Origin of the sequence: Streptomyces sp. MH60 (assembly GCF_002939385.1) — a bacterium.
Classification (GTDB): domain Bacteria; phylum Actinomycetota; class Actinomycetes; order Streptomycetales; family Streptomycetaceae; genus Streptomyces.
Genome location: NZ_MULI01000055.1, coordinates 31259 through 49230, shown reverse-complemented (window position 1 = coordinate 49230; position 17972 = coordinate 31259). Strand labels below are relative to the sequence as shown.

Below are 17972 nucleotides of genomic sequence, written 5' to 3'. Positions count from 1 at the left end.
CCGCGCCCCGCACCCCCGGGCCCGGGTGGCGTGGCACGCGCTGGACCCGGGCGACGTACGGGACCGGCTGGAGCGGGAGCGCGAGCCCGAGCCGACCGCCGTGGAGCAGGCCACCGCCCGGCTGCGCGCCGCCGCCGACCGGGCGGGCCGGGTGCCCGTGCTGGCCCCGGTCCGCTGGTCGTGGCAGCTGGCCCGCGCCGTACGCGGGGAGCTGGACGATCCGCTCACCCCGGTGCTCGCGGTGGGCTCGGCCGCCTCCGCGATCCTCGGGTCGGTCGTCGACGCGCTGCTCGTCGTGGGCGCCCTCGACCTGAACGCGCTGGTCGGCGGCTTCCAGCGGCTGCGCGCCGAGCGGGCGCTGTCCGGGCTGCTGGCGGAACAGAAGCAGAAGGCCCGGCTCACCGAGGAGCAACTCGGCCCGGACCGCGCGGAGTCCGCGAGGGAGGCCGAGCCGCGGATCGTGGACGCGGCCAAGCTGCACGCCGGCCACGTGATCGAGCTGAAGGCGGACGACGTGGTGCCCGCCGACGCCCGGCTGCTGTGGGAGGACGGCCTGGAGGTGGACGAGTCCGCGCTGACCGGTGAGTCGCTGCCGGTCGACAAGTGCGTGGACCCGGTGCCCCGCGCTCCCGTGGCGGAGCGGTACTGCATGGTCTTCGAGGGCACGACCGTGGTGGCCGGGCGGGCCCGCGCCGTCGTCGTCGACACCGGCGAGCACACCGAGGCCGCGCGGGCGGTGGCGTTGGCGGCCCGTACGCCGTCGGCGGCCGGGGTGCAGGCCAGGCTCCAGGAGCTGACCCGCAAGGCGCTGCCGCTCACCCTGGCGGGCGGGGCCGCGGTGACCGGGCTCTCGCTGCTGCGCGGGGCGCCGATCCGGCAGGCCGTCGCCGGTGGCGTGTCGGTGGCGGTGGCCGCGGTGCCCGAGGGGCTGCCGCTGGTGGCGACGGTGGCCCAGCTCGCGGCGGCCCGCCGGCTCAGCCGCCGGGGCGTCCTGGTGCGCACCCCGCGCACCCTGGAGGCGCTCGGCCGGATGGACACCGTCTGCTTCGACAAGACGGGCACCCTCACCGAGAACAAGCTGCGGCTGTCGCGGGTCGCGGGCACCGACGGCACGGTCCGCCGGGTGGGCGAGGCGGAGACCGCCGGCACCGTACGGGTCGCCGCGCGCGCCTGCCCCCGGCTGAACGGCGACGGCGCCCGGCCCACCCACGCCACCGACGAGGCCGTCCTGGACGCGGCCGGGGACGACCCCGACTGGACGCAGGAGGAGGGCCTGCCCTTCGAGACCTCCCGCGGCTACGCCGCCGCCGTCGGACGCGAGGGCGGCAGGGGCCCCGCCGTGCTGGTGGTCAAGGGCGCCCCGGAGACGGTGCTGCCCGCCTGCGCCGACCTGCCGGCGCACGCCTCGGAGGTGGCGCAGCGGCTGGCCGGCCACGGACTGCGCATCATCGCGGTGGCGCGGCGGACCCTGGCCAAGGGCGAGAAGGCGGCCGACGTCCTCGAACGGCAGCCGTCGGAGCTGGAGTTCACCGGGCTGCTCGCGCTGGCCGACGTGCCCCGCGAGACCTCCCCGGCGCTGGTGCGCGGGCTGCGCGAGGCGGGCGTACGGCCCGTGGTGCTGACCGGCGACCATCCGCAGACCGCCCACGCCATCGCCGTCGACCTGGGCTGGCCCGAGGACGCGGTGGTGGTCACCGGCGACGAACTCGCCGCCGCCGACCGCACCGCACGCTCCCGGATGCTGCGCGACGCGGACGTGGTGGCCCGGGTGGCGCCCGAGCAGAAGCTCCAGGTCGTCGAGTCGCTGCGGGACGCCGGGCGGGTCGTCGGCATGGTCGGCGACGGCGCCAACGACGCCGCCGCGATCCGGGCCGCCGACATCGGCGTCGGCATCAGCGCCCGCGGCTCGGCCGCCGCCCGCAACGCCGCCGACCTGGTCGTCACCGGCGACGACCTGCTGGTCCTGGTGGAGGCGGTGCGGGAGGGCCGTGCCCTGTGGCACAGCGTCGCCGACGCGATCGCCATCCTGATCGGCGGCAACGCGGGCGAGGTCGGCTTCGGCATCCTCGGCACGGTGCTGGGCGGCGCCGCCCCGCTGTCCACCCGCCAGATGCTGCTGGTCAACCTGTTCACCGACCTGTTCCCCGCGATGGCCGTCGCGGTGACGAAGACCGGGGACCCGGAACAGGAGGCCGCCGACGCGGGCGCGCCGCTCGGTACGGCCGTGCTGGGCGAGCCCCTGCTCCGGCAGATCCGGCACCGGGCGCTGACCACGGCGCTGGGGGCGACCGCGGCCTGGCTGCTCGGCCGCTTCACGCCGGGCACGGAGCGCCGTGCGACGACCATGGCCCTGTGCGCGGTCGTCGGCACCCAGCTCGCCCAGACCCTCGCCGACCGCCGCGGCAGCCGCCTGGTCCAGGTCACCTCCCTCGGCTCCGCCGCCGCCCTGGTCGCCCTGGTCCAGACCCCGGGCGCCAGCCGCCTCTTCGGCTGCACCCCGCTGGGTCCGGTCGCGTGGACGGGCGTGGCCGCGGCGATCGCGCTGGCGCTCGCGGGGCAGCGGGCGCTGCCGGGCGTGGAGGACGCGATCGTGAAGTACTGGCCGAAGGTGGCGGAACGGCTGCCCGCGGTGGCATCCGGTGCGGTGCCGCGGGGCGCGAGGGGATGATGCGCGGGTCGGCCGTCGCCGACCGAGGGGCGTGTTCGTGCTTCCCCCGGCCGAGATGTGGACGCCGCCGGGCGCACACGACGCCCCGGACCACCGGCGGAGGCGCCGTCAGGCCCCGGTCCGTGCCGCCTCCCGCACCTCCGGCGACGCCAGGCGTTCGGCCGTGCGCTCCGCGGTGCGGCGGGCCCAGCGGCCGCTCGTGACGGCGCCCAGGACGAGGACCGCGAGGCCGCAGGCGGCCAGGATCCACCAGCCGGGGCGGGCGGCGGAGACGAAGGTCTCGCGGTACGACGACGCGCCCACGCCCGCCGCCAGCACCGCGCCGACCACCGCCACGCCGAGCGTCTGGCCCAGCTGGCGGCTGGTCGAGGCGACCGCGGCCGCGACCCCGGCCTGGGCGCGCGGCATGCCGGAGACCGCGGTGTTGGTGATGGGGGCGTTGACGAAGCCGAAGCCGATGCCGAACAGGACGTAGCCGAGGAAGAGCGTGACGTCGGAGGTCTCGGCCTCGAAGGCGGCGAACAGCGTCCCGCTCACGGTCAGCGCGCCGCCCGCGATCAGCAGGGGCAGGCGCGGCCCCCGGCTGCCGACCAGCCGCCCGGCGAGCGGGGCGCACAGGAAGGTCGGGACGGCCATCGGCAGCATCCACAGGCCGGCCTCCAGGGCGCTCAGTCCGCGCACGTTCTGGAGGTACAGCGTGGACAGGAACAGGAAGCCGCCCAGCGCGGCGAAGGCGCTGACCGCGATCACGGTGGCCCCGCTGAACGGCGCCGACCGGAAGAAGCGCAGCTCGATGAGCGGGTCGGCACGTCGGGGCTCGTGGACGAGCAGGCCGACCAGCGCGGCGAGGGCCAGGACGGCGTAGGGGAGCACACTGGTGAACCCGGCGTTCGGCGCCTCGATGATCGCGTACGTCAGGGAACCGAACAGCACGATCACCATCAGCTGGCCCAGCGGGTCGGGGCGGCGGGCCTTCGGCGCGCGGGACTCGGGGACGAAACGGAGGGTGAGGAGCAGGGCGGCCAGGCCCACCGGCAGGTTGACCCAGAAGATCGAGCGCCAGCCGACCGACTCCACGAGCACCCCGCCCACCAGCGGCCCGGCGGCCATGGATATGCCGACCACCGCGCCCCAGACGCCGATCGCGCGGGCGCGCTCGCGCGGGTCGGTGAAGGTGTTGGTGATGATCGACATCGCGACCGGGTTGAGCATCGAGCCGCCCACCGCCTGCATCATCCGGAAGACGATCAGCGAGGACAGGTCCGGGGCCAGGGAGCACAGCAGTGAGCCGAGAGTGAAGAGCACCAGGCCGGTCATGAAGACCCGTTTGCGGCCGATCCGGTCGGCCGTGGAGCCGGCCAGCATCAGCAGCGCGGCCAGCACCAGCGTGTACGCGTCGATCGCCCACTGCAGGCCCGACGTGCTCGCGTGCAGGTCGCGCTGCATGGACGGGAGGGCGACGTTGAGGATCGTGTTGTCGATACTCACGATCAGCAGGCTCATGCAGCAGATGGCGAGCACGAGCATGCGGCGGCGATGGGTCAGCTCGGGCATGGACTCCATCGTACGCCCATATCGATAGTGCGGCTAACTAATTACCGATACATCATCTTCCCGGGTGCGTGACAATGGGGGAATGTCCACGCTCACCACGCCCGCCCCCGAGACCACCGCCGCGCCCTTGCGGATCGGCCCGCACACCGTCGCGCCGCCCGTGGTGCTGGCGCCGATGGCCGGCATCACCAACGCGCCCTTCCGCACCCTGTGCCGGGAGTTCAGCGGGGGCAAGGGCCTGTTCGTGAGCGAGATGATCACGACCCGTGCGCTGGTCGAGCGCAACGAGAAGACCATGCAGCTGATCCACTTCGACGCGACCGAGACCCCGCGCTCGATCCAGCTGTACGGCGTCGACCCGGTGACCGTCGGCAAGGCCGTCCGCATGATCGCGGAGGAGGACCTCGCCGACCACATCGACCTGAACTTCGGCTGCCCGGTCCCGAAGGTGACCCGCAAGGGCGGCGGCTCGGCGCTGCCGTACAAGCGGAACCTGCTGCGCGCCATCGTCCGCGAGGCCGTCACCGGCGCCGGTGACCTGCCCGTCACGATGAAGATGCGCAAGGGCATCGACGACGACCACCTCACCCACCTCGACGCCGGCCGCATCGCCGTCGAGGAGGGCGTCAGCGCCATCGCCCTGCACGGCCGCACCACCGCCCAGCACTACGGCGGCACCGCCGACTGGGACGCCATCGCCCGCCTCAAGGAGCACGTCCCGGAGATCCCGGTCCTCGGCAACGGCGACATCTGGTCCGCCGAGGACGCGCTGCGCATGGTGCGCGAGACCGGCTGCGACGGCGTCGTGGTCGGACGCGGCTGCCTCGGGCGGCCGTGGCTCTTCGCCGACCTGGTCGCCGCCTTCGAGGGGCGCACCGACTCCTTCGTGCGGCCCACCCTGCGCGAGGTCGCCGACGTGATGGTCCGGCACGCCACGCTGCTGGGGGAGTGGATCGGCGACGAAGCACGCGGCGTCATCGACTTCCGCAAGCACGTCGCCTGGTACCTCAAGGGCTTCGCCGTCGGCTCCGAGATGCGCAAGCGGCTCGCGATCACCTCCTCCCTGGAGGCACTGCGCGCCGGACTCGACGAACTCGACCTCGACCAGCCCTGGCCCGCCGGCGCCGACGGCCCCCGCGGCCGCACTTCCGGCAACAACCGGGTCGTCCTGCCCGACGGCTGGCTGAAGGACCCGTACGACTGCGCGGGCGTCGGCGAGGACGCGGAGCTGGACACCTCCGGCGGCTGACCGGACCCCGGCCCGCCCGGTGCGTGGCCGGTCAGCCCTTCGTGGGGTGCGGGACGGAGCCGTACGCCGTCAGGAAGCGGTCGCGGAAGGAACTCATCCGCCACACCGGGGCGTCCTCGGCCGGCTTCAGCCCCTCCGTCCAGTGCCAGTCGTCGATCGCGTCGAGCACCTTCGGGTCCTTGGCGACGATCGACACCGGGACGTCCCGGCTCGCCTTGTTCCCGCTGACGCGGGCGAGCGGCTGGTGGTCGCCGAGGAAGACGAGGACGGTGTCGTCGGTGCCGTAGCGCTCCAGCCACTGGGTGAGGCTGGTGACCGAGTACTGGATCGACTTGCCGTACTCCTCCTTCGAGCGGGCCGAGTCGGTGATGATGTCGGACGCCTTCACGCCCGCCGCCTCGATCCCGTCGTACACCGAACCGTCGCCGACCTCGTCCCAGCCGACCATCCTCGGGACCGGTGCCCAGGGCTGGTGGCTGGAGGTGAGGATGACCTCCGCCATCAACGGCTTGTCCCGCTTCCTGCCGTGCTCCAGGCGCTGGAACGCCTCCAGCGCGTACTGGTCGGGCATCGTCGACCAGCTGAACTTCGGCCCCCGGTAGCCCACGTCGGACGCGTCGTAGACCTTGTCCAGGCCGTACCAGTCCGCCTCCGGCCAGGCCTTCTGCACGCCCGGCATGACCCCGACCGTGTCCCAGTCGCCGGTCTTCCCGAACGCCTTGGTGAGCGTGAGGTGGTCGCCCGCGGTCACGGTGCGGTAGCGCTGCTGGTTGTCCACCCACAGGCCGGACAGGAAGGTGGAGTGGCCGAGCCAGCTGCTGCCGCCGTACGTCGCCGAGGTCAGCCAGCCGCTGCGGGCGTGGAAGCCCGCCTTCGCCAGCGCCCCGGTGCTCGCGTCCAGCGTCCGGCCGACACCCGGTGCCATCACCGGGTCCTCGATCGCGCTGCGGCCGTAGCTCTCGATGAACGTGAAGATCATGTCCTTGCCGCGCAGGTCCGGCACCAGCTCGGTGCCGGGGGTGGCGCCGAAGCGGTCCGCCTTCGCCTCCTTCGCGAAGGCCGCCTCGTCCCGCAGCGTGTCCACCACCCGGTGCGCCTGCGCCTCGGCGGCCCGGGAGGCGCTCGTGGTGGCGACCGGCACGCCGAAGGTCTGCACACCCAGCGCCACGCAGGTCATCCACACGGTGGCCGCCATCAGCGCGCCCCGCGCCGCCCGCTCCCGGTGCGCGGCGAGCAGCTCGCCGAGCCGGACCGCCGCCAGCGCCATGACCACCAGCAGCGAGGCGGCCAGCACCACGGCGCCCACCGCGGCCCAGGTCGCCGCCGCCCCGCCCATCGAGTCCGCCACGAACGACTGCGCGTCGTCGAGCAGCCCCCAGTCCAGGACCAGGTTGAAACTCCGGCCCAGGTACTCGGTGAAGCCCATGTCGAGCAGGTTCAGCACGGTCAGCGCCCCGAGGGCGGTCCCGAACAGCGCCGCCGCCACCAGGCGCGGCACGCGGGGCAGGCAGAGCAGCAGCACCGCCGCGACGACCGCCTCCGCCGGGATCCGCGCGAAGCGGCTGGGCTCCACGGCGACGAGTGTGTTGGGCAGCAGCAGCGCCCCGAGAACCAGAATGGCCGAAAGGGCCGTGGTGACCCGGCGGACGACGCGGGCGGCGCGCGGATGCCGGATGCGCCAGGCGTGCCGGCGGGCGAGGCCGGTCCAGAGGGACTTGAGGGCGCCGAGCGGGGCGGGAACGGGGGTGTCGGGGTCGTCGGGAGCGTCGTCGGTGGGGCGCGGCGGCCGGCGGAAAGGCGTGATGACGGGCACCCGAAGGTCCTTCCGTGCGAAACCCGGTGGACGGCGGGCCCCGGCGAGGGGGCCGGGACCCGCCGGACTCTCGTACGTCCGGCACGAGCGGTCCGTTCACCGGTCCGCATGGTGAAATCCGGCGGTCTGTGGGAGCGTGATTCTCGCCACCTCTGATAGGAGTGGCGCTCAGATGAGCGGATCTAGAACGACTCCACTTCTCCAAGGTGTGGCACTGAGTGCCACACCTTGATCGTTCATCGATCGAACTCAAACGTGGAGAATGCCGCTCTGATGAGCGAGGGAAGCCGTACGGAAGAGTTCATTCGTTCAAGAAGTGAAAACACAAGCGGTCGGTCGCTTGCCAAGCCTTGACTTTCGATCCGCTGGCGGACGAGTGGTTACGGGCGCGTGACGCGCAAGTGGACGTACCCAGGTGCCTTTGATCTGGGTACATTCCTCGCCGTCAGGGCAGCCACCGCGTCCTCGAGGAGTCGAGACCCGTGTCGGAAAACAAAGATCCCCAGGTAGCGAACGCGGCGAAGTTCGTTTACGACTTCACCGAGGGCAACAAGGACCTCAAGGACCTCCTCGGCGGCAAGGGTGCCAACCTCGCCGAGATGACCAACCTGGGTCTCCCGGTCCCTCCGGGCTTCACGATCACCACCGAGGCCTGCAAGACCTACCTCGACAGCGGCGAGGAGCCCGCGGCCCTGCGGGACGAGGTGAGTGCGCACCTCGACGCCCTGGAAGCCAAGATGGGCAAGAAGCTCGGCCAGGCCGACGACCCCCTCCTCGTGTCGGTGCGCTCCGGGGCCAAGTTCTCCATGCCCGGCATGATGGACACCGTCCTCAACATCGGCCTCTCCGACAAGTCGGTGCAGGGCCTGGCCAAGCAGGCCGGCGACGACCGCTTCGCGTGGGACTCCTACCGCCGCCTGATCCAGATGTTCGGCAAGACCGTCCTCGGCGTCGACGGCGACCTCTTCGAGGAGGCGCTGGAGGCGGCGAAGACGGCCAAGAAGGTCGCGGTCGACACCGAGCTGGAGGCCGCCGACCTCAAGAAGCTCGTCACCAAGTTCAAGAAGATCGTCAAGACCGAGGCGGGGCGGGACTTCCCGCAGGACCCGCGCGAGCAGATGGACCTCGCCATCAAGGCGGTCTTCGACTCCTGGAACGGCGAGCGCGCCAAGCTCTACCGCCGCCAGGAGCGCATCCCGCACGACCTCGGCACGGCCGTCAACGTCTGCTCCATGGTCTTCGGCAACCTCGGCCCCGACTCCGGCACCGGCGTCGCCTTCACCCGCGACCCCGCCTCCGGCCACCAGGGCGTCTACGGCGACTACCTCCAGAACGCCCAGGGCGAGGACGTCGTCGCCGGCATCCGCAACACCGTCGCGCTGGCGGAGCTGGAGCAGATCGACAAGAAGTCGTACGACCAGCTGATGCAGATCATGGAGACGCTGGAGAACCACTACCTGGACCTGTGCGACATCGAGTTCACCATCGAGCGCGGCCAGCTGTGGATGCTCCAGACCCGCGTCGGCAAGCGCACCGCGGGCGCCGCCTTCCGCATCGCCACCCAGCTCGTCGACCAGGGTCTGATCGACGAGGCCGAGGCCCTCCAGCGGGTCAACGGCGCCCAGCTCGCCCAGCTGATGTTCCCCCGCTTCGACGACGAGGCGAAGGTCGAGCAGGTCGGCCGGGGCATCGCCGCCTCGCCGGGCGCGGCGGTCGGCAAGGCCGTCTTCGACTCGTACACCGCCGTCAAGTGGTCCCGGTCCGGCGAGAAGGTCATCCTGATCCGCCGCGAGACCAACCCCGACGACCTGGACGGCATGATCGCCGCCGAGGGCATCCTGACCTCGCGCGGCGGCAAGACCTCCCACGCGGCCGTGGTCGCGCGCGGCATGGGCAAGACCTGTGTCTGCGGCGCCGAGGAGCTGGAGGTCGACACCAAGCGCCGCCGGATGACCGTGCCCGGCGGGCACGTCGTCGAGGAGGGCGACGTCGTCTCCATCGACGGCTCCTCCGGCAAGGTCTACCTCGGCGAGGTGCCGGTCGTGCCCTCCCCGGTCGTCGAGTACTTCGAGGGCCGCATGCACGCGGGCGCCGAGGACGCCGACGAGCTGGTCGAGGCCGTGCACCGCATCATGGCCTTCGCCGACCGCAAGCGCCGGCTGCGGGTGCGCGCCAACGCCGACAACGCCGAGGACGCGCTGCGCGCCCGCCGGTTCGGCGCCCAGGGCATCGGCCTGTGCCGCACCGAGCACATGTTCCTCGGCGACCGGCGCGAGCTGGTGGAGCGGCTGATCCTGGCCGACACCGAGGCCGTGCGTGAGGAGTCCCTCAAGGAGCTGCTGCCGCTCCAGAAGCAGGACTTCGTCGAGCTGTTCGAGGCGATGGACGGCCTGCCGGTCACCATCCGCCTCCTGGACCCGCCGCTGCACGAGTTCCTGCCCGACATCACCGAGCTGTCGGTGCGCGTGGCACTCGCCGAGTCGCGGCAGGAGCCGCACGAGAACGAGCTGCGCCTGCTCCAGGCCGTGCACCGGCTGCACGAGCAGAACCCGATGCTGGGCCTGCGCGGCGTCCGCCTCGGCCTGGTCATCCCCGGCCTGTTCACCATGCAGGTCCGCGCCATCGCGGAGGCCGCCGCCGAGCGCAGGGCGAGCAAGGGCGACCCGCGGGCCGAGATCATGATCCCGCTGGTCGGCACCGTCCAGGAGCTGGAGATCGTCCGAGAGGAGGCCGACCAGGTCATCGCCGAGGTCGAGGCGGCCACCGGCGCCAAGCTCAAGCTGTCGATCGGCACGATGATCGAGCTGCCGCGCGCCGCGCTGACCGCCGGTCAGATCGCCGAGGCCGCGGAGTTCTTCTCCTTCGGCACCAACGACCTGACCCAGACCGTGTGGGGCTTCAGCCGCGACGACGTCGAGGCCAGCTTCTTCACCGCCTACCTGGAGAAGGGCATCTTCGGCGTCTCCCCGTTCGAGACCATCGACAAGGACGGCGTCGGCTCCCTGGTCGCCGCCGCCGCGAAGGCCGGCCGCGCCACGCGTCCCGACCTGAAGCTCGGTGTCTGCGGCGAGCACGGCGGTGACCCGGAGTCGGTGCACTTCTTCCACGAGGTGGGTCTGGACTACGTCTCCTGCTCCCCGTTCCGGATCCCGGTGGCCCGCCTGGAGGCGGGCCGGGCGGCGTCGCGGTCGAAGGGCAGCGACCACCGGTAGTCCCCGAAAGGGGCCCCGAGGCCCCGGAGCCGCCGTCTGTCACCCGACCACCCTCACCGATCGGCGGCGGCTCCGGTCCACGAGAAGGCGGCACCCGTGCGGGGGTGCCGCCTTTTGTGACACGTCCAACGGTGTGAATTCCCGTGTGCTGAGCAGCAGCAAGCTGTCAGCAGAGTTGGAGGGCCCTGGCAGCGGACAGCGGCCGACACCCGGAACGGTGGTTGGATGACGCAGACGGAGCACCGGGACACGGCCGGCACGACCACCCGGGAGGGAACCGGCGGCAGAACCGCCGACGCGGTGCCGAGCCCCCGGACCGGCGCCCGGGAGACGGTCCCCGAGGCCGGGCCCCCGGTCCGCAGGAACCGGCTCGCGGCCCTGGACGGACTGCGTTTCCTGGCCGCCCTGTCCGTGGTCTTCTTCCACTTCGTCGGCCAGGTGCCCTCCACGATGCAGACCATCTGGGACCGCCCCGTCGAAGACGTCTTCCCCGAGGCCCACGGTTACTTCGCCTACGGCCGGCTCGGCGTCGAACTCTTCTTCCTGATCAGCGGTTTCGTCATCTGCATGAGCGCGTGGGGCCGCACCCCGCGCGACTTCTTCATCTCCCGCGTCACCCGGCTCTACCCGATGTACTGGGCGGCCATCGCCATCACGGCCTGCGTGGTCTACTTCGCCGACAACCCGTTCGGACACCCGCACCCGCGGGTGCTCTTCGCCAACCTGACGATGCTCCAGACCCCGCTCGGGGTGGAGCACCTCGACTCCGTCTACTGGACGCTCTGGCCCGAGCTGTGCTTCTACCTGACCTTCGCGGTCGTGGTGTGGAAGGGCCTGACCTACCAGCGCGTGGTGATCTACTGCGGCCTGTGGACGGTCGCCGCCGTGCTGGCCCCCAGCGCCGACATCCACCTGCTCACGCTGCTGACGAACCCGCCGTCCGCCCCGTACTTCATCGCGGGCATGGCCTTCTACCTGATGTACCGCTACCGGCCGACCCCGCTGCTGTGGGGCATCGTCGCCATGTCGTGGCTGGTGGCGCTGCACTACCTGCTGACGCCCGACGGGGGCCGCCTCAACTGGGACTCCTGGCAGCCGGACCGCGCCTGGCTGGTCGTGGTGATCACGGTGTTCTTCCTGCTGATCGCCGCCGTCGCGCTCGGCTGGACCAGCCGCGTCCGCTGGCGCGGGCTGACCGTCGCGGGCACCCTGACCTTCCCGCTGTACCTGCTGCACGACGCCATCGGCGTCAACGTCCTGCACCGCTTCGGCGACCGGGCCCACCCGTGGGTCGTGGTCTGCGTCACCGTCGCCGCCCTGGTCGCGCTCTCCTACGTCGTGCAGCGGTTCGTGGAGCGCCCGGTGGCCCGGGCCGCACGGCGCTGGCTGAGCAGCGCCGCCTTCAGCCTGAAGACGCCGGAGCCCCGCCGCTGAACCGACGGGGCTCCGCGCGCCGCACGCGGGGTCAGGCGGCGCCGTCGCCCCGGCGCCGCCGCGTGGCCAGCAGCAGTCCGCCGCCCGCGAGCACGACGATCCCGCCGCCCGCCGCGAGGTACGGCGTGCTGTCGTCGCCGCCGGTCTCGGCCAGGTCGGTGCCCTGCTGCCCGGCGGCCTCGTCCCCGCCGCCCTCCTCGCTCCCGGAGTCCTTGCCGCTCCCGGAGCCCGCCGCGTCGTCGGTGTCCTGGTCGTCGGCGGGCACGAAACCGGCCGGCGGCCTGTCGCAGCCGACGCCGTCCTTGTCGCGGTCCAGGTGCTCGCCGTAGTGCTCGTCACCCTTCTTGATGTTGGAGTACCCGGCGTCGTACGCCTCGGTGCAGTTCTTGAACGGGTGGGCGCCGTCGTGCGCCTGGGCGGCGGCGGCCGGCAGGGCGGCCAGGGCCAGCGCGGCGACGGTCACGGCGGCGGGCTTGCGGAGCAGCTTCATCGAGAGTCCCGGGAATGGTGGGGAAGAGCGGATGTGAGGTGACGAAGCTATTGAGGTGACCGAGAAGTGGTGGAGATATGAAGGACTCGTGATGGGAACGTGACGTGACCGGACGGTAACTCTCCGCTCAGGCCCGCCGGGCGCGTACGGTGAGAGAGGTCCCGACCAGCGAAGGAGCCGCGGATGACCGGCTGGAGCACGGGCGACATCCCCGACCTGGACGGGCGCGTCGCCGTCGTCACCGGGGCCAACGGCGGCCTCGGCTACGTGATCGCCCGGGAGCTGGCGCGCAAGGGCGCGTCCGTCGTGCTCGCCTGCCGCAGCGCCGAGCGGGGGAGCGCGGCCGTGGCTCGCCTGCTCGGCGAGGTGCCCTCCGCCGCCGTGGAACCGGCGCGGCTGGACCTCGGTGACCTCGCCTCGGTCCGGGAGTTCGCCTACGGACTGCCGTACGAGCGGGTGGATCTCCTCGTCAACAACGCCGGGGTGATGGCGCTGCCGCACAGCACGACGGTGGACGGCTTCGAGACCCAGTTCGGCGTCAACCACCTGGGGCACTTCGCCCTCACCGGGCTGCTGCTGCCCTCCCTGCTGGCCGCGCCCGGAGCCAGGATCGTGACCGTCTCCAGCTTCCTGCACGTGCTGGCCAACGTCGATCCGCGCGACCTCAACAGCGTGCGCCGGTACGGGCGCTGGACCGCCTACGCCCGCTCGAAGTCCGCCAACCTCCTCTTCACCCACGAACTGGCGCGCCGGCTCGCGGCCCGGGAGGGCGCCTTTGACGTACGCGCGGTCGCCGCCCACCCCGGGTACGCGGAGACCGGACTCCATGCCGCCGGGCCCCGGGCCGAGGGGCGCCGGCTCGCCGAGCGGCTGGCGCGGCTCGGGAGCCGGGTCGTCGCCCAGTCCCCGGAGGCCGGCGCGCTGCCCGTCCTGTACGCGGCGACCGCGCCCGGCGTGCCCTCCGACTCCTTCACCGGCCCGTCCTTCGCGATGTGGCGCGGGGCGCCCGCACCGTCCTGGCGGGCGTCCTGGACCACCGACGACGCGCTGGGGGAGCGGCTGTGGGCCGCCTCCGAGCGGCTGACCGGGGTCGTCTACGAGCCGCTGCTGCCCTGAGGGGCTCCGGGGCCGCCCGCGCCCGCGTCGTGCACGGCCACGCCGGACGGGTCAGGCGGCCTTCACCTCGTACGTGTCCACCCGGACCGCCGCGTCGTCCAGGCACTCGCCGGTCGTGAGGTCGAAGCGCTGCTTGAGCAGCGGCGAGGCGACGAACGGGCGGCCCCGGTGGGTGCCGGTCAGGCCGCGGGAGAGGACGGCCGCGCCGGTGAACGGGTCCCGGTTGTCGATGGCGTACAGCCCGCCGTCCCGGTCGCGGAACAGGGCGACCTGGCCGCCGTCCGGGAGCAGGGCCGCCACGCCCCGGCCCGGGAGCAGGACGCCGAGGTCGCAGGCCGTGAACCAGTCGTCGGTCAGCCTCAGCCGCACCTTCAGGTCGGTCGTCTCGGGTGCCAGGGACTCGGGTGCCAGGGTCATCGCCGGGTGCTTCCTTCCAGGAGGCCGTCTTCCGAGGGGCGCCGCCGGCCGATGTCCAGCAGCGGCAGGTCGGGCTTCATCTGGTCGCGCTCGGGCACGAAGCCCACGACCGGGTCGGGGGTGTCGGGCGCGTTCACGAAGGACACGAACCGCGCCAGCTTCTCCGGGTCGCTGATGGTCTCCGCCCACTCGTCCCGGTAGTGCGCGACGTGGGCCCGCATCAGGGACTCCAGCTCGTCGCAGATGCCGAGCGAGTCGTGCACCACCACGTCCCGTACGTGGTCCAGGCCGCCGGGGATGCGCTCCAGCCAGGTGGAGGTGCGCTCCAGCTTGTCGGCGGTGCGGATGTAGAACATCAGGAACCGGTCGATCAGGCGGACCAGTTCGGCGTCGGAGAGGTCCTGCGCGAGCAGGTCCGCGTGGCGCGGGGTGGCGCCGCCGTTGCCGCCGACGTACAGGTTCCAGCCGTGGGAGGTGGCGATCACCCCGAAGTCCTTCGACTGGGCCTCGGCGCACTCGCGGGCGCACCCGGAGACCGCCGACTTGAGCTTGTGCGGGGACCTCAGGCCCCGGTAGCGCAGCTCCAGGTCGATCGCCATCCGTACCGAGTCCTGGACGCCGTAGCGGCACCAGGTCTGCCCCACGCAGGACTTCACCGTGCGCAGCGACTTCCCGTACGCGTGCCCCGACTCGAAGCCGGCGTCCACCAGCCGCGCCCAGATCAGCGGCAGCTGCTCGACGCGGGCGCCGAACATGTCGATGCGCTGACCGCCGGTGATCTTCGTGTAGAGCCCGAAGTCCCGGGCGATCTCCCCGATGACGATCAGTTTCTCCGGCGCGATCTCGCCGCCCGGGATGCGCGGGACGACGGAGTACGAGCCGTTGCGCTGGAGGTTGGCGAGGAAGTGGTCGTTGGTGTCCTGGAGCGCGGCCTGCTCGCCCTCCAGGACGTAGCCGCTCGCGCCGATCGCCGGGGCCAGCGAGGCGATGATCGAGCCGACCGTCGGCTTGCACACCTCGCAGCCCTCACCGCCCCGCGCGCCGTCCCGGCCGTGCCGGTCGAGCAGCTCCCGGTAGGAGGTGATCCGCAGGGCGCGGACGATCTCGTACAGCTCCTCGCGGGTCTGCGCGAAGCAGCCGCACAGCCCCTTGTCGACCTCGACGCCGCTCGCCTCCAGCTCGGCGGTGACCAGCTGGCCGAGCACCTTGACGCAGGAGCCGCAGCCGGTCCCCGCCCTGGTGCACTTCTTCACCTCGGGCACGGTCGTGCAGGAGTGCTCCGTCACCGCGCCGCGGATGGTGCCCTTGGTGACGTTGTGGCAGGAGCAGATCACCGCGTCGTCGGGCAGCGCGGCCGGGCCCAGCTGGACCGGGGCACCGGCACCGGCGGGCAGCACCAGCGACTCGGGGGAGACCGGCGGGACCGAGCCGGTGAAGGCCCGCAGGGTGCCGTACGCCTCCGCGTCGCCGATCAGGATGCCGCCGAGCAGCGTGCCGTCGCGGCCGACGACCAGCTTCTTGTACAGGCCCGCGCGGGAGTCGGAGTAGACGACGTCCAGGCAGTCCTCGGCGGTGCCGTGCGCGTCGCCGAAGGACGCCACGTCCACGCCGAGCAGCTTCAGCTTGGTGGACAGGTCGGCGCCGGTGAACGTCAACTGGTCGCTCTCGTCGGCGGCGATGGTCGCGGCGGCCGTCTCGGCCTGCTCGTACCCGGGCGCCACCAGCCCGTACACCCGGCCGTCGGCCGCCAGCGCGCACTCGCCGATCGCGAACACGTGCGGGTCGGTGACCGTGCGGCACCGCTCGTCGACGCTGATCCCGCCGCGCTCGCCGACCGCGAGCCCGCAGTCCCGGGCCAGCTGGTCGCGGGGGCGGACGCCGGCGCTGAACACCACCAGGCCGGTGGCGAGTTCGGAGCCGTCGGACAGCTTCATACCGGTGACGGCGCCCGCCTCGTCGACCACGATCTCCTGGGTGCCGACACCCGTGTGGACCGACAGGCCCATCTCCTCGATGGTGCGCAGCAGCGCCGCGCCGCCGCCCTCGTCGACCTGCACCGGCATCAGGCGGGGCGCGAACTCCACGATGTGCGAGGTGAGTCCGAGGCCCTTCAGCGCCCCGGCGGCCTCCAGGCCGAGCAGCCCGCCGCCGACCACGGCACCGGTCGTGACGTTCTTCGCGTACTCCTCGATGGCGAGGAGGTCCTCGATCGTCCGGTAGACGAAGCAGCCCTCGGCGTCCTTGCCGGGCACCGGCGGGACGAACGGGTAGGAGCCGGTGGCCAGCACGAGCACGTCGTACTCGACGACCAGCCCCGAGCGGGCGGTCACCTTGCGGGCCTCCCGGTCGACCGTCTCCGCCGGGTCCCCGACGCGCAGCTCGATGCCGTGCTCGGTGATGAAGGCGGGGTCGGTCATCGACAGGTCCTCGGGGGTCTTCCCCGAGAAGTACGAGGTGAGCTGGACGCGGTCGTAGGCGGGGCGCGGCTCCTCGCACAGGACGACCACGCGGTGCGTGCCGGTCAGGCCGCGCTCGGCGAGGGCCTCCAGGAAACGCTGGCCGACCATGCCGTGGCCGACCAGCACGATCGTCGGGGTGTGCCCCGGGGTGGCGGTCATCAGGAGCCTCCGTCTTGGGTGAGCAGGTGGAGCAGGGGGCCGCCGTCGGAGGGGAGCGGCTCTGCTCCCTCCCAGGCGCGCGCCAGCGCGCCGACGGTGCCGAGTTCGCCGACCAGGACCCCGCCGACCAGCCGGTCGTCGCGGACGACGACCTTGCGGTAGGTGCCCCGGGTGGCGTCGGCGAGCTGCACGACGTCGTCGCCGGGGCGGGGGTCGGTCTCGCCGAACGCGGCGAGGTCGAAGGGGCCGTCCGGCCCGCCGAAGGGGCCGTCCGGCCCGGTGAGGGTCAGCCGGGTCAGCGAGCGGGTGCCGGTGTAGCGGGGGGCTGCCGCGCCGCTGCCCGTGCCGTCCCCGGCGAGCAGCCCGGCGAGCACGTCGGCCTGTTCGAGGGCGGGCGCGGCCAGCCCGTACACGCGTCCCGCGTGCTCGGCGCAGTCGCCGACGGCGCGGATGTGCGGGTCCGAGGTGCGCAGCTCGTCGTCGACGAGGACGCCCTTGCCGACGTCGAGACCCGCCTCCCGCGCGAGCCCGACCCGCGGCCGGACCCCGCACGCGAGCACGACCAGGTCGGTGCCGAGGGCGTACCCGTCGCCCATCTCCACGGACCGCACCGCCCCGCCGACGCCGCGCACGTCCCGTACCCGGCACTCGGTGTGCACCTCGACGCCGAGGCCCTCCAGGTGCCGCCGCACCAGCGCGGAGGCCGCCGGGTCGAGCTGGCGCTCCATCAGCCGCTCGGACTGCTGGGCGAGGACGACCTGGGCGCCGCGCACGGCCAGCGCGCGGGCGGCGGACACCCCGAGCAGCCCGCCGCCGATGACGACCGCCCGCGCCCCGGGCCGCACCGCCTTCGACAACCCGAGGCAGTCGTCCATCGTCCGGAACGCGTGCACGCCCTCGGGCAGCTCGTGGTCCGGGGAGAACAGGCCGCGCAGGGGCGGCAGCACGGCGTTGGAGCCGGTGGCCAGCACCAGCGTGTCGTAGGCGATCACCGAACCGTCGGCGCACCGCACGGTCCGCCCGGCCCGGTCGACGCCGGTGACCCGGCCGCGCAGCAGTCCGGCGGGCGCCGGCAGGGCGATCACCTCGGGGCTGTACCGTCCGGCCAGCACCTCGGCGAGCAGCACCCGGTTGTACGGGCGGTGCTCCTCGTCGCCGACCAGGAGCGCGGGCGTGCCCAGCTCACCGAGCCGCCGGGCGAGCGTCACGCCCGCGAGTCCGGCGCCGATCACCACCACACGCGTTTTCGAGGTCATGGCATCGAGCGTGCGGTGCGGGTGTTACCCGGTGGCATCCCCTCTGTTTCCCACGGGGAACGCTGCCCTCAGCGGGGGCGGGCGGGCCGTGTGAGGGGCGGGCGGTCCGGGGAGGGGCGGGCGGTCCGGGGGAGAGGCGGGCGGG

The 17972-nt window shown here is 73.0% G+C and carries 11 protein-coding genes; 5 read left to right on the top strand and 6 right to left on the bottom strand.

From position 1 onward, the window contains the following. The coding region (locus BZZ08_RS27355; protein ID WP_133169226.1) for a cation-translocating P-type ATPase at positions 1 to 2668 on the top strand (2668 nt) is incomplete at its 5' end. Positions 2669 to 2776: 108 nt separating this feature from the next. On the opposite strand, the gene BZZ08_RS27350 is transcribed toward BZZ08_RS27355, so the two are convergent. After that, the gene (locus BZZ08_RS27350; RefSeq protein WP_104634890.1) at positions 2777 to 4222 is read right to left on the bottom strand and encodes an MFS transporter; all 1446 of its coding nucleotides are present in this window, start codon (positions 4220 to 4222) and stop codon (positions 2777 to 2779) included. Positions 4223 to 4304: 82 nt separating this feature from the next. On the opposite strand from BZZ08_RS27350, the gene dusB reads away from it, so the two are divergent. Then, positions 4305 to 5471: a tRNA dihydrouridine synthase DusB gene (gene dusB / locus BZZ08_RS27345; RefSeq protein ID WP_104634889.1), complete on the top strand. Its 1167-nt coding sequence runs from the start codon at positions 4305 to 4307 to the stop codon at positions 5469 to 5471. Between the two features lie 31 nt (positions 5472 to 5502). Here the strand turns inward: dusB and BZZ08_RS27340 are convergent, their stop codons facing one another. Continuing rightward, positions 5503 to 7284, bottom strand: a complete 1782-nt coding sequence (locus BZZ08_RS27340; RefSeq protein WP_104634888.1) for a CDP-alcohol phosphatidyltransferase — start codon at positions 7282 to 7284, stop codon at positions 5503 to 5505. 482 nt (positions 7285 to 7766) lie between these two features. Between BZZ08_RS27340 and ppdK the strand changes: the two genes are divergently transcribed. Continuing rightward, positions 7767 to 10496 (top strand): pyruvate, phosphate dikinase, encoded by a 2730-nt coding sequence (gene ppdK / locus BZZ08_RS27335; RefSeq protein ID WP_104634887.1) that lies wholly within the window; start codon positions 7767 to 7769, stop codon positions 10494 to 10496. A 225-nt stretch (positions 10497 to 10721) separates the two neighbouring features. Further along, a complete protein-coding gene (locus BZZ08_RS27330) occupies positions 10722 to 11930 on the top strand; it encodes an acyltransferase family protein (protein WP_104634886.1) in 1209 nt (402 codons plus the stop codon). 31 nt (positions 11931 to 11961) lie between these two features. On the opposite strand, the gene BZZ08_RS27325 is transcribed toward BZZ08_RS27330, so the two are convergent. Beyond that, positions 11962 to 12420 carry an excalibur calcium-binding domain-containing protein gene (locus BZZ08_RS27325; protein ID WP_104634885.1) on the bottom strand — a complete coding sequence of 153 codons (459 nt, stop codon included), beginning with the start codon at positions 12418 to 12420 and terminating at the stop codon, positions 11962 to 11964. 183 nt (positions 12421 to 12603) lie between these two features. Here BZZ08_RS27325 and BZZ08_RS27320 point away from each other — a divergent pair, with 183 nt between their 5' ends. Continuing rightward, positions 12604 to 13536 carry an oxidoreductase gene (locus tag BZZ08_RS27320; protein WP_104634884.1) on the top strand — a complete coding sequence of 311 codons (933 nt, stop codon included), beginning with the start codon at positions 12604 to 12606 and terminating at the stop codon, positions 13534 to 13536. 51 nt (positions 13537 to 13587) lie between these two features. On the opposite strand, the gene nirD is transcribed toward BZZ08_RS27320, so the two are convergent. Genes nirD through BZZ08_RS27305 form a run of 3 tightly spaced genes read right to left on the bottom strand, consistent with a single transcriptional unit; the run spans position 13588 to position 17827 of the window. After that, entirely contained in the window at positions 13588 to 13953 is a 366-nt protein-coding gene (gene nirD / locus BZZ08_RS27315) for a nitrite reductase small subunit NirD (RefSeq protein ID WP_198601720.1), read from the bottom strand. Then, complete coding sequence (gene nirB / locus BZZ08_RS27310; protein ID WP_104634883.1) at positions 13950 to 16571, bottom strand: nitrite reductase large subunit NirB; 2622 nt, start codon at positions 16569 to 16571, stop codon at positions 13950 to 13952. The genes nirD and nirB overlap by 4 nt, the downstream gene beginning before the upstream one ends. Beyond that, positions 16571 to 17827, bottom strand: coding sequence for an NAD(P)/FAD-dependent oxidoreductase (locus BZZ08_RS27305; RefSeq protein ID WP_104634882.1), 1257 nt, complete (start codon positions 17825 to 17827; stop codon positions 16571 to 16573). Before BZZ08_RS27305 ends, nirB begins: the two co-directional genes overlap by 1 nt. Positions 17828 to 17972: the final 145 nt, after the last annotated feature.

Bases quoted from the DNA above. Each gene is read 5' to 3' on its own strand.
- nirB (WP_104634883.1), bottom strand. From the start codon at position 16,571: ATGACCGCCACCCCGGGGCACACCCCGACGATCGTGCTGGTCGGCCAC.
- dusB (WP_104634889.1), top strand. From the start codon at position 4,305: ATGTCCACGCTCACCACGCCCGCCCCCGAGACCACCGCCGCGCCCTTG.
- BZZ08_RS27325 (WP_104634885.1), bottom strand. From the start codon at position 12,420: ATGAAGCTGCTCCGCAAGCCCGCCGCCGTGACCGTCGCCGCGCTGGCC.
- nirD (WP_198601720.1), bottom strand. From the start codon at position 13,953: ATGACCCTGGCACCCGAGTCCCTGGCACCCGAGACGACCGACCTGAAG.
- BZZ08_RS27330 (WP_104634886.1), top strand. From the start codon at position 10,722: ATGACGCAGACGGAGCACCGGGACACGGCCGGCACGACCACCCGGGAG.
- BZZ08_RS27320 (WP_104634884.1), top strand. From the start codon at position 12,604: ATGACCGGCTGGAGCACGGGCGACATCCCCGACCTGGACGGGCGCGTC.
- BZZ08_RS27305 (WP_104634882.1), bottom strand. From the start codon at position 17,827: ATGACCTCGAAAACGCGTGTGGTGGTGATCGGCGCCGGACTCGCGGGC.
- BZZ08_RS27350 (WP_104634890.1), bottom strand. From the start codon at position 4,222: ATGCCCGAGCTGACCCATCGCCGCCGCATGCTCGTGCTCGCCATCTGC.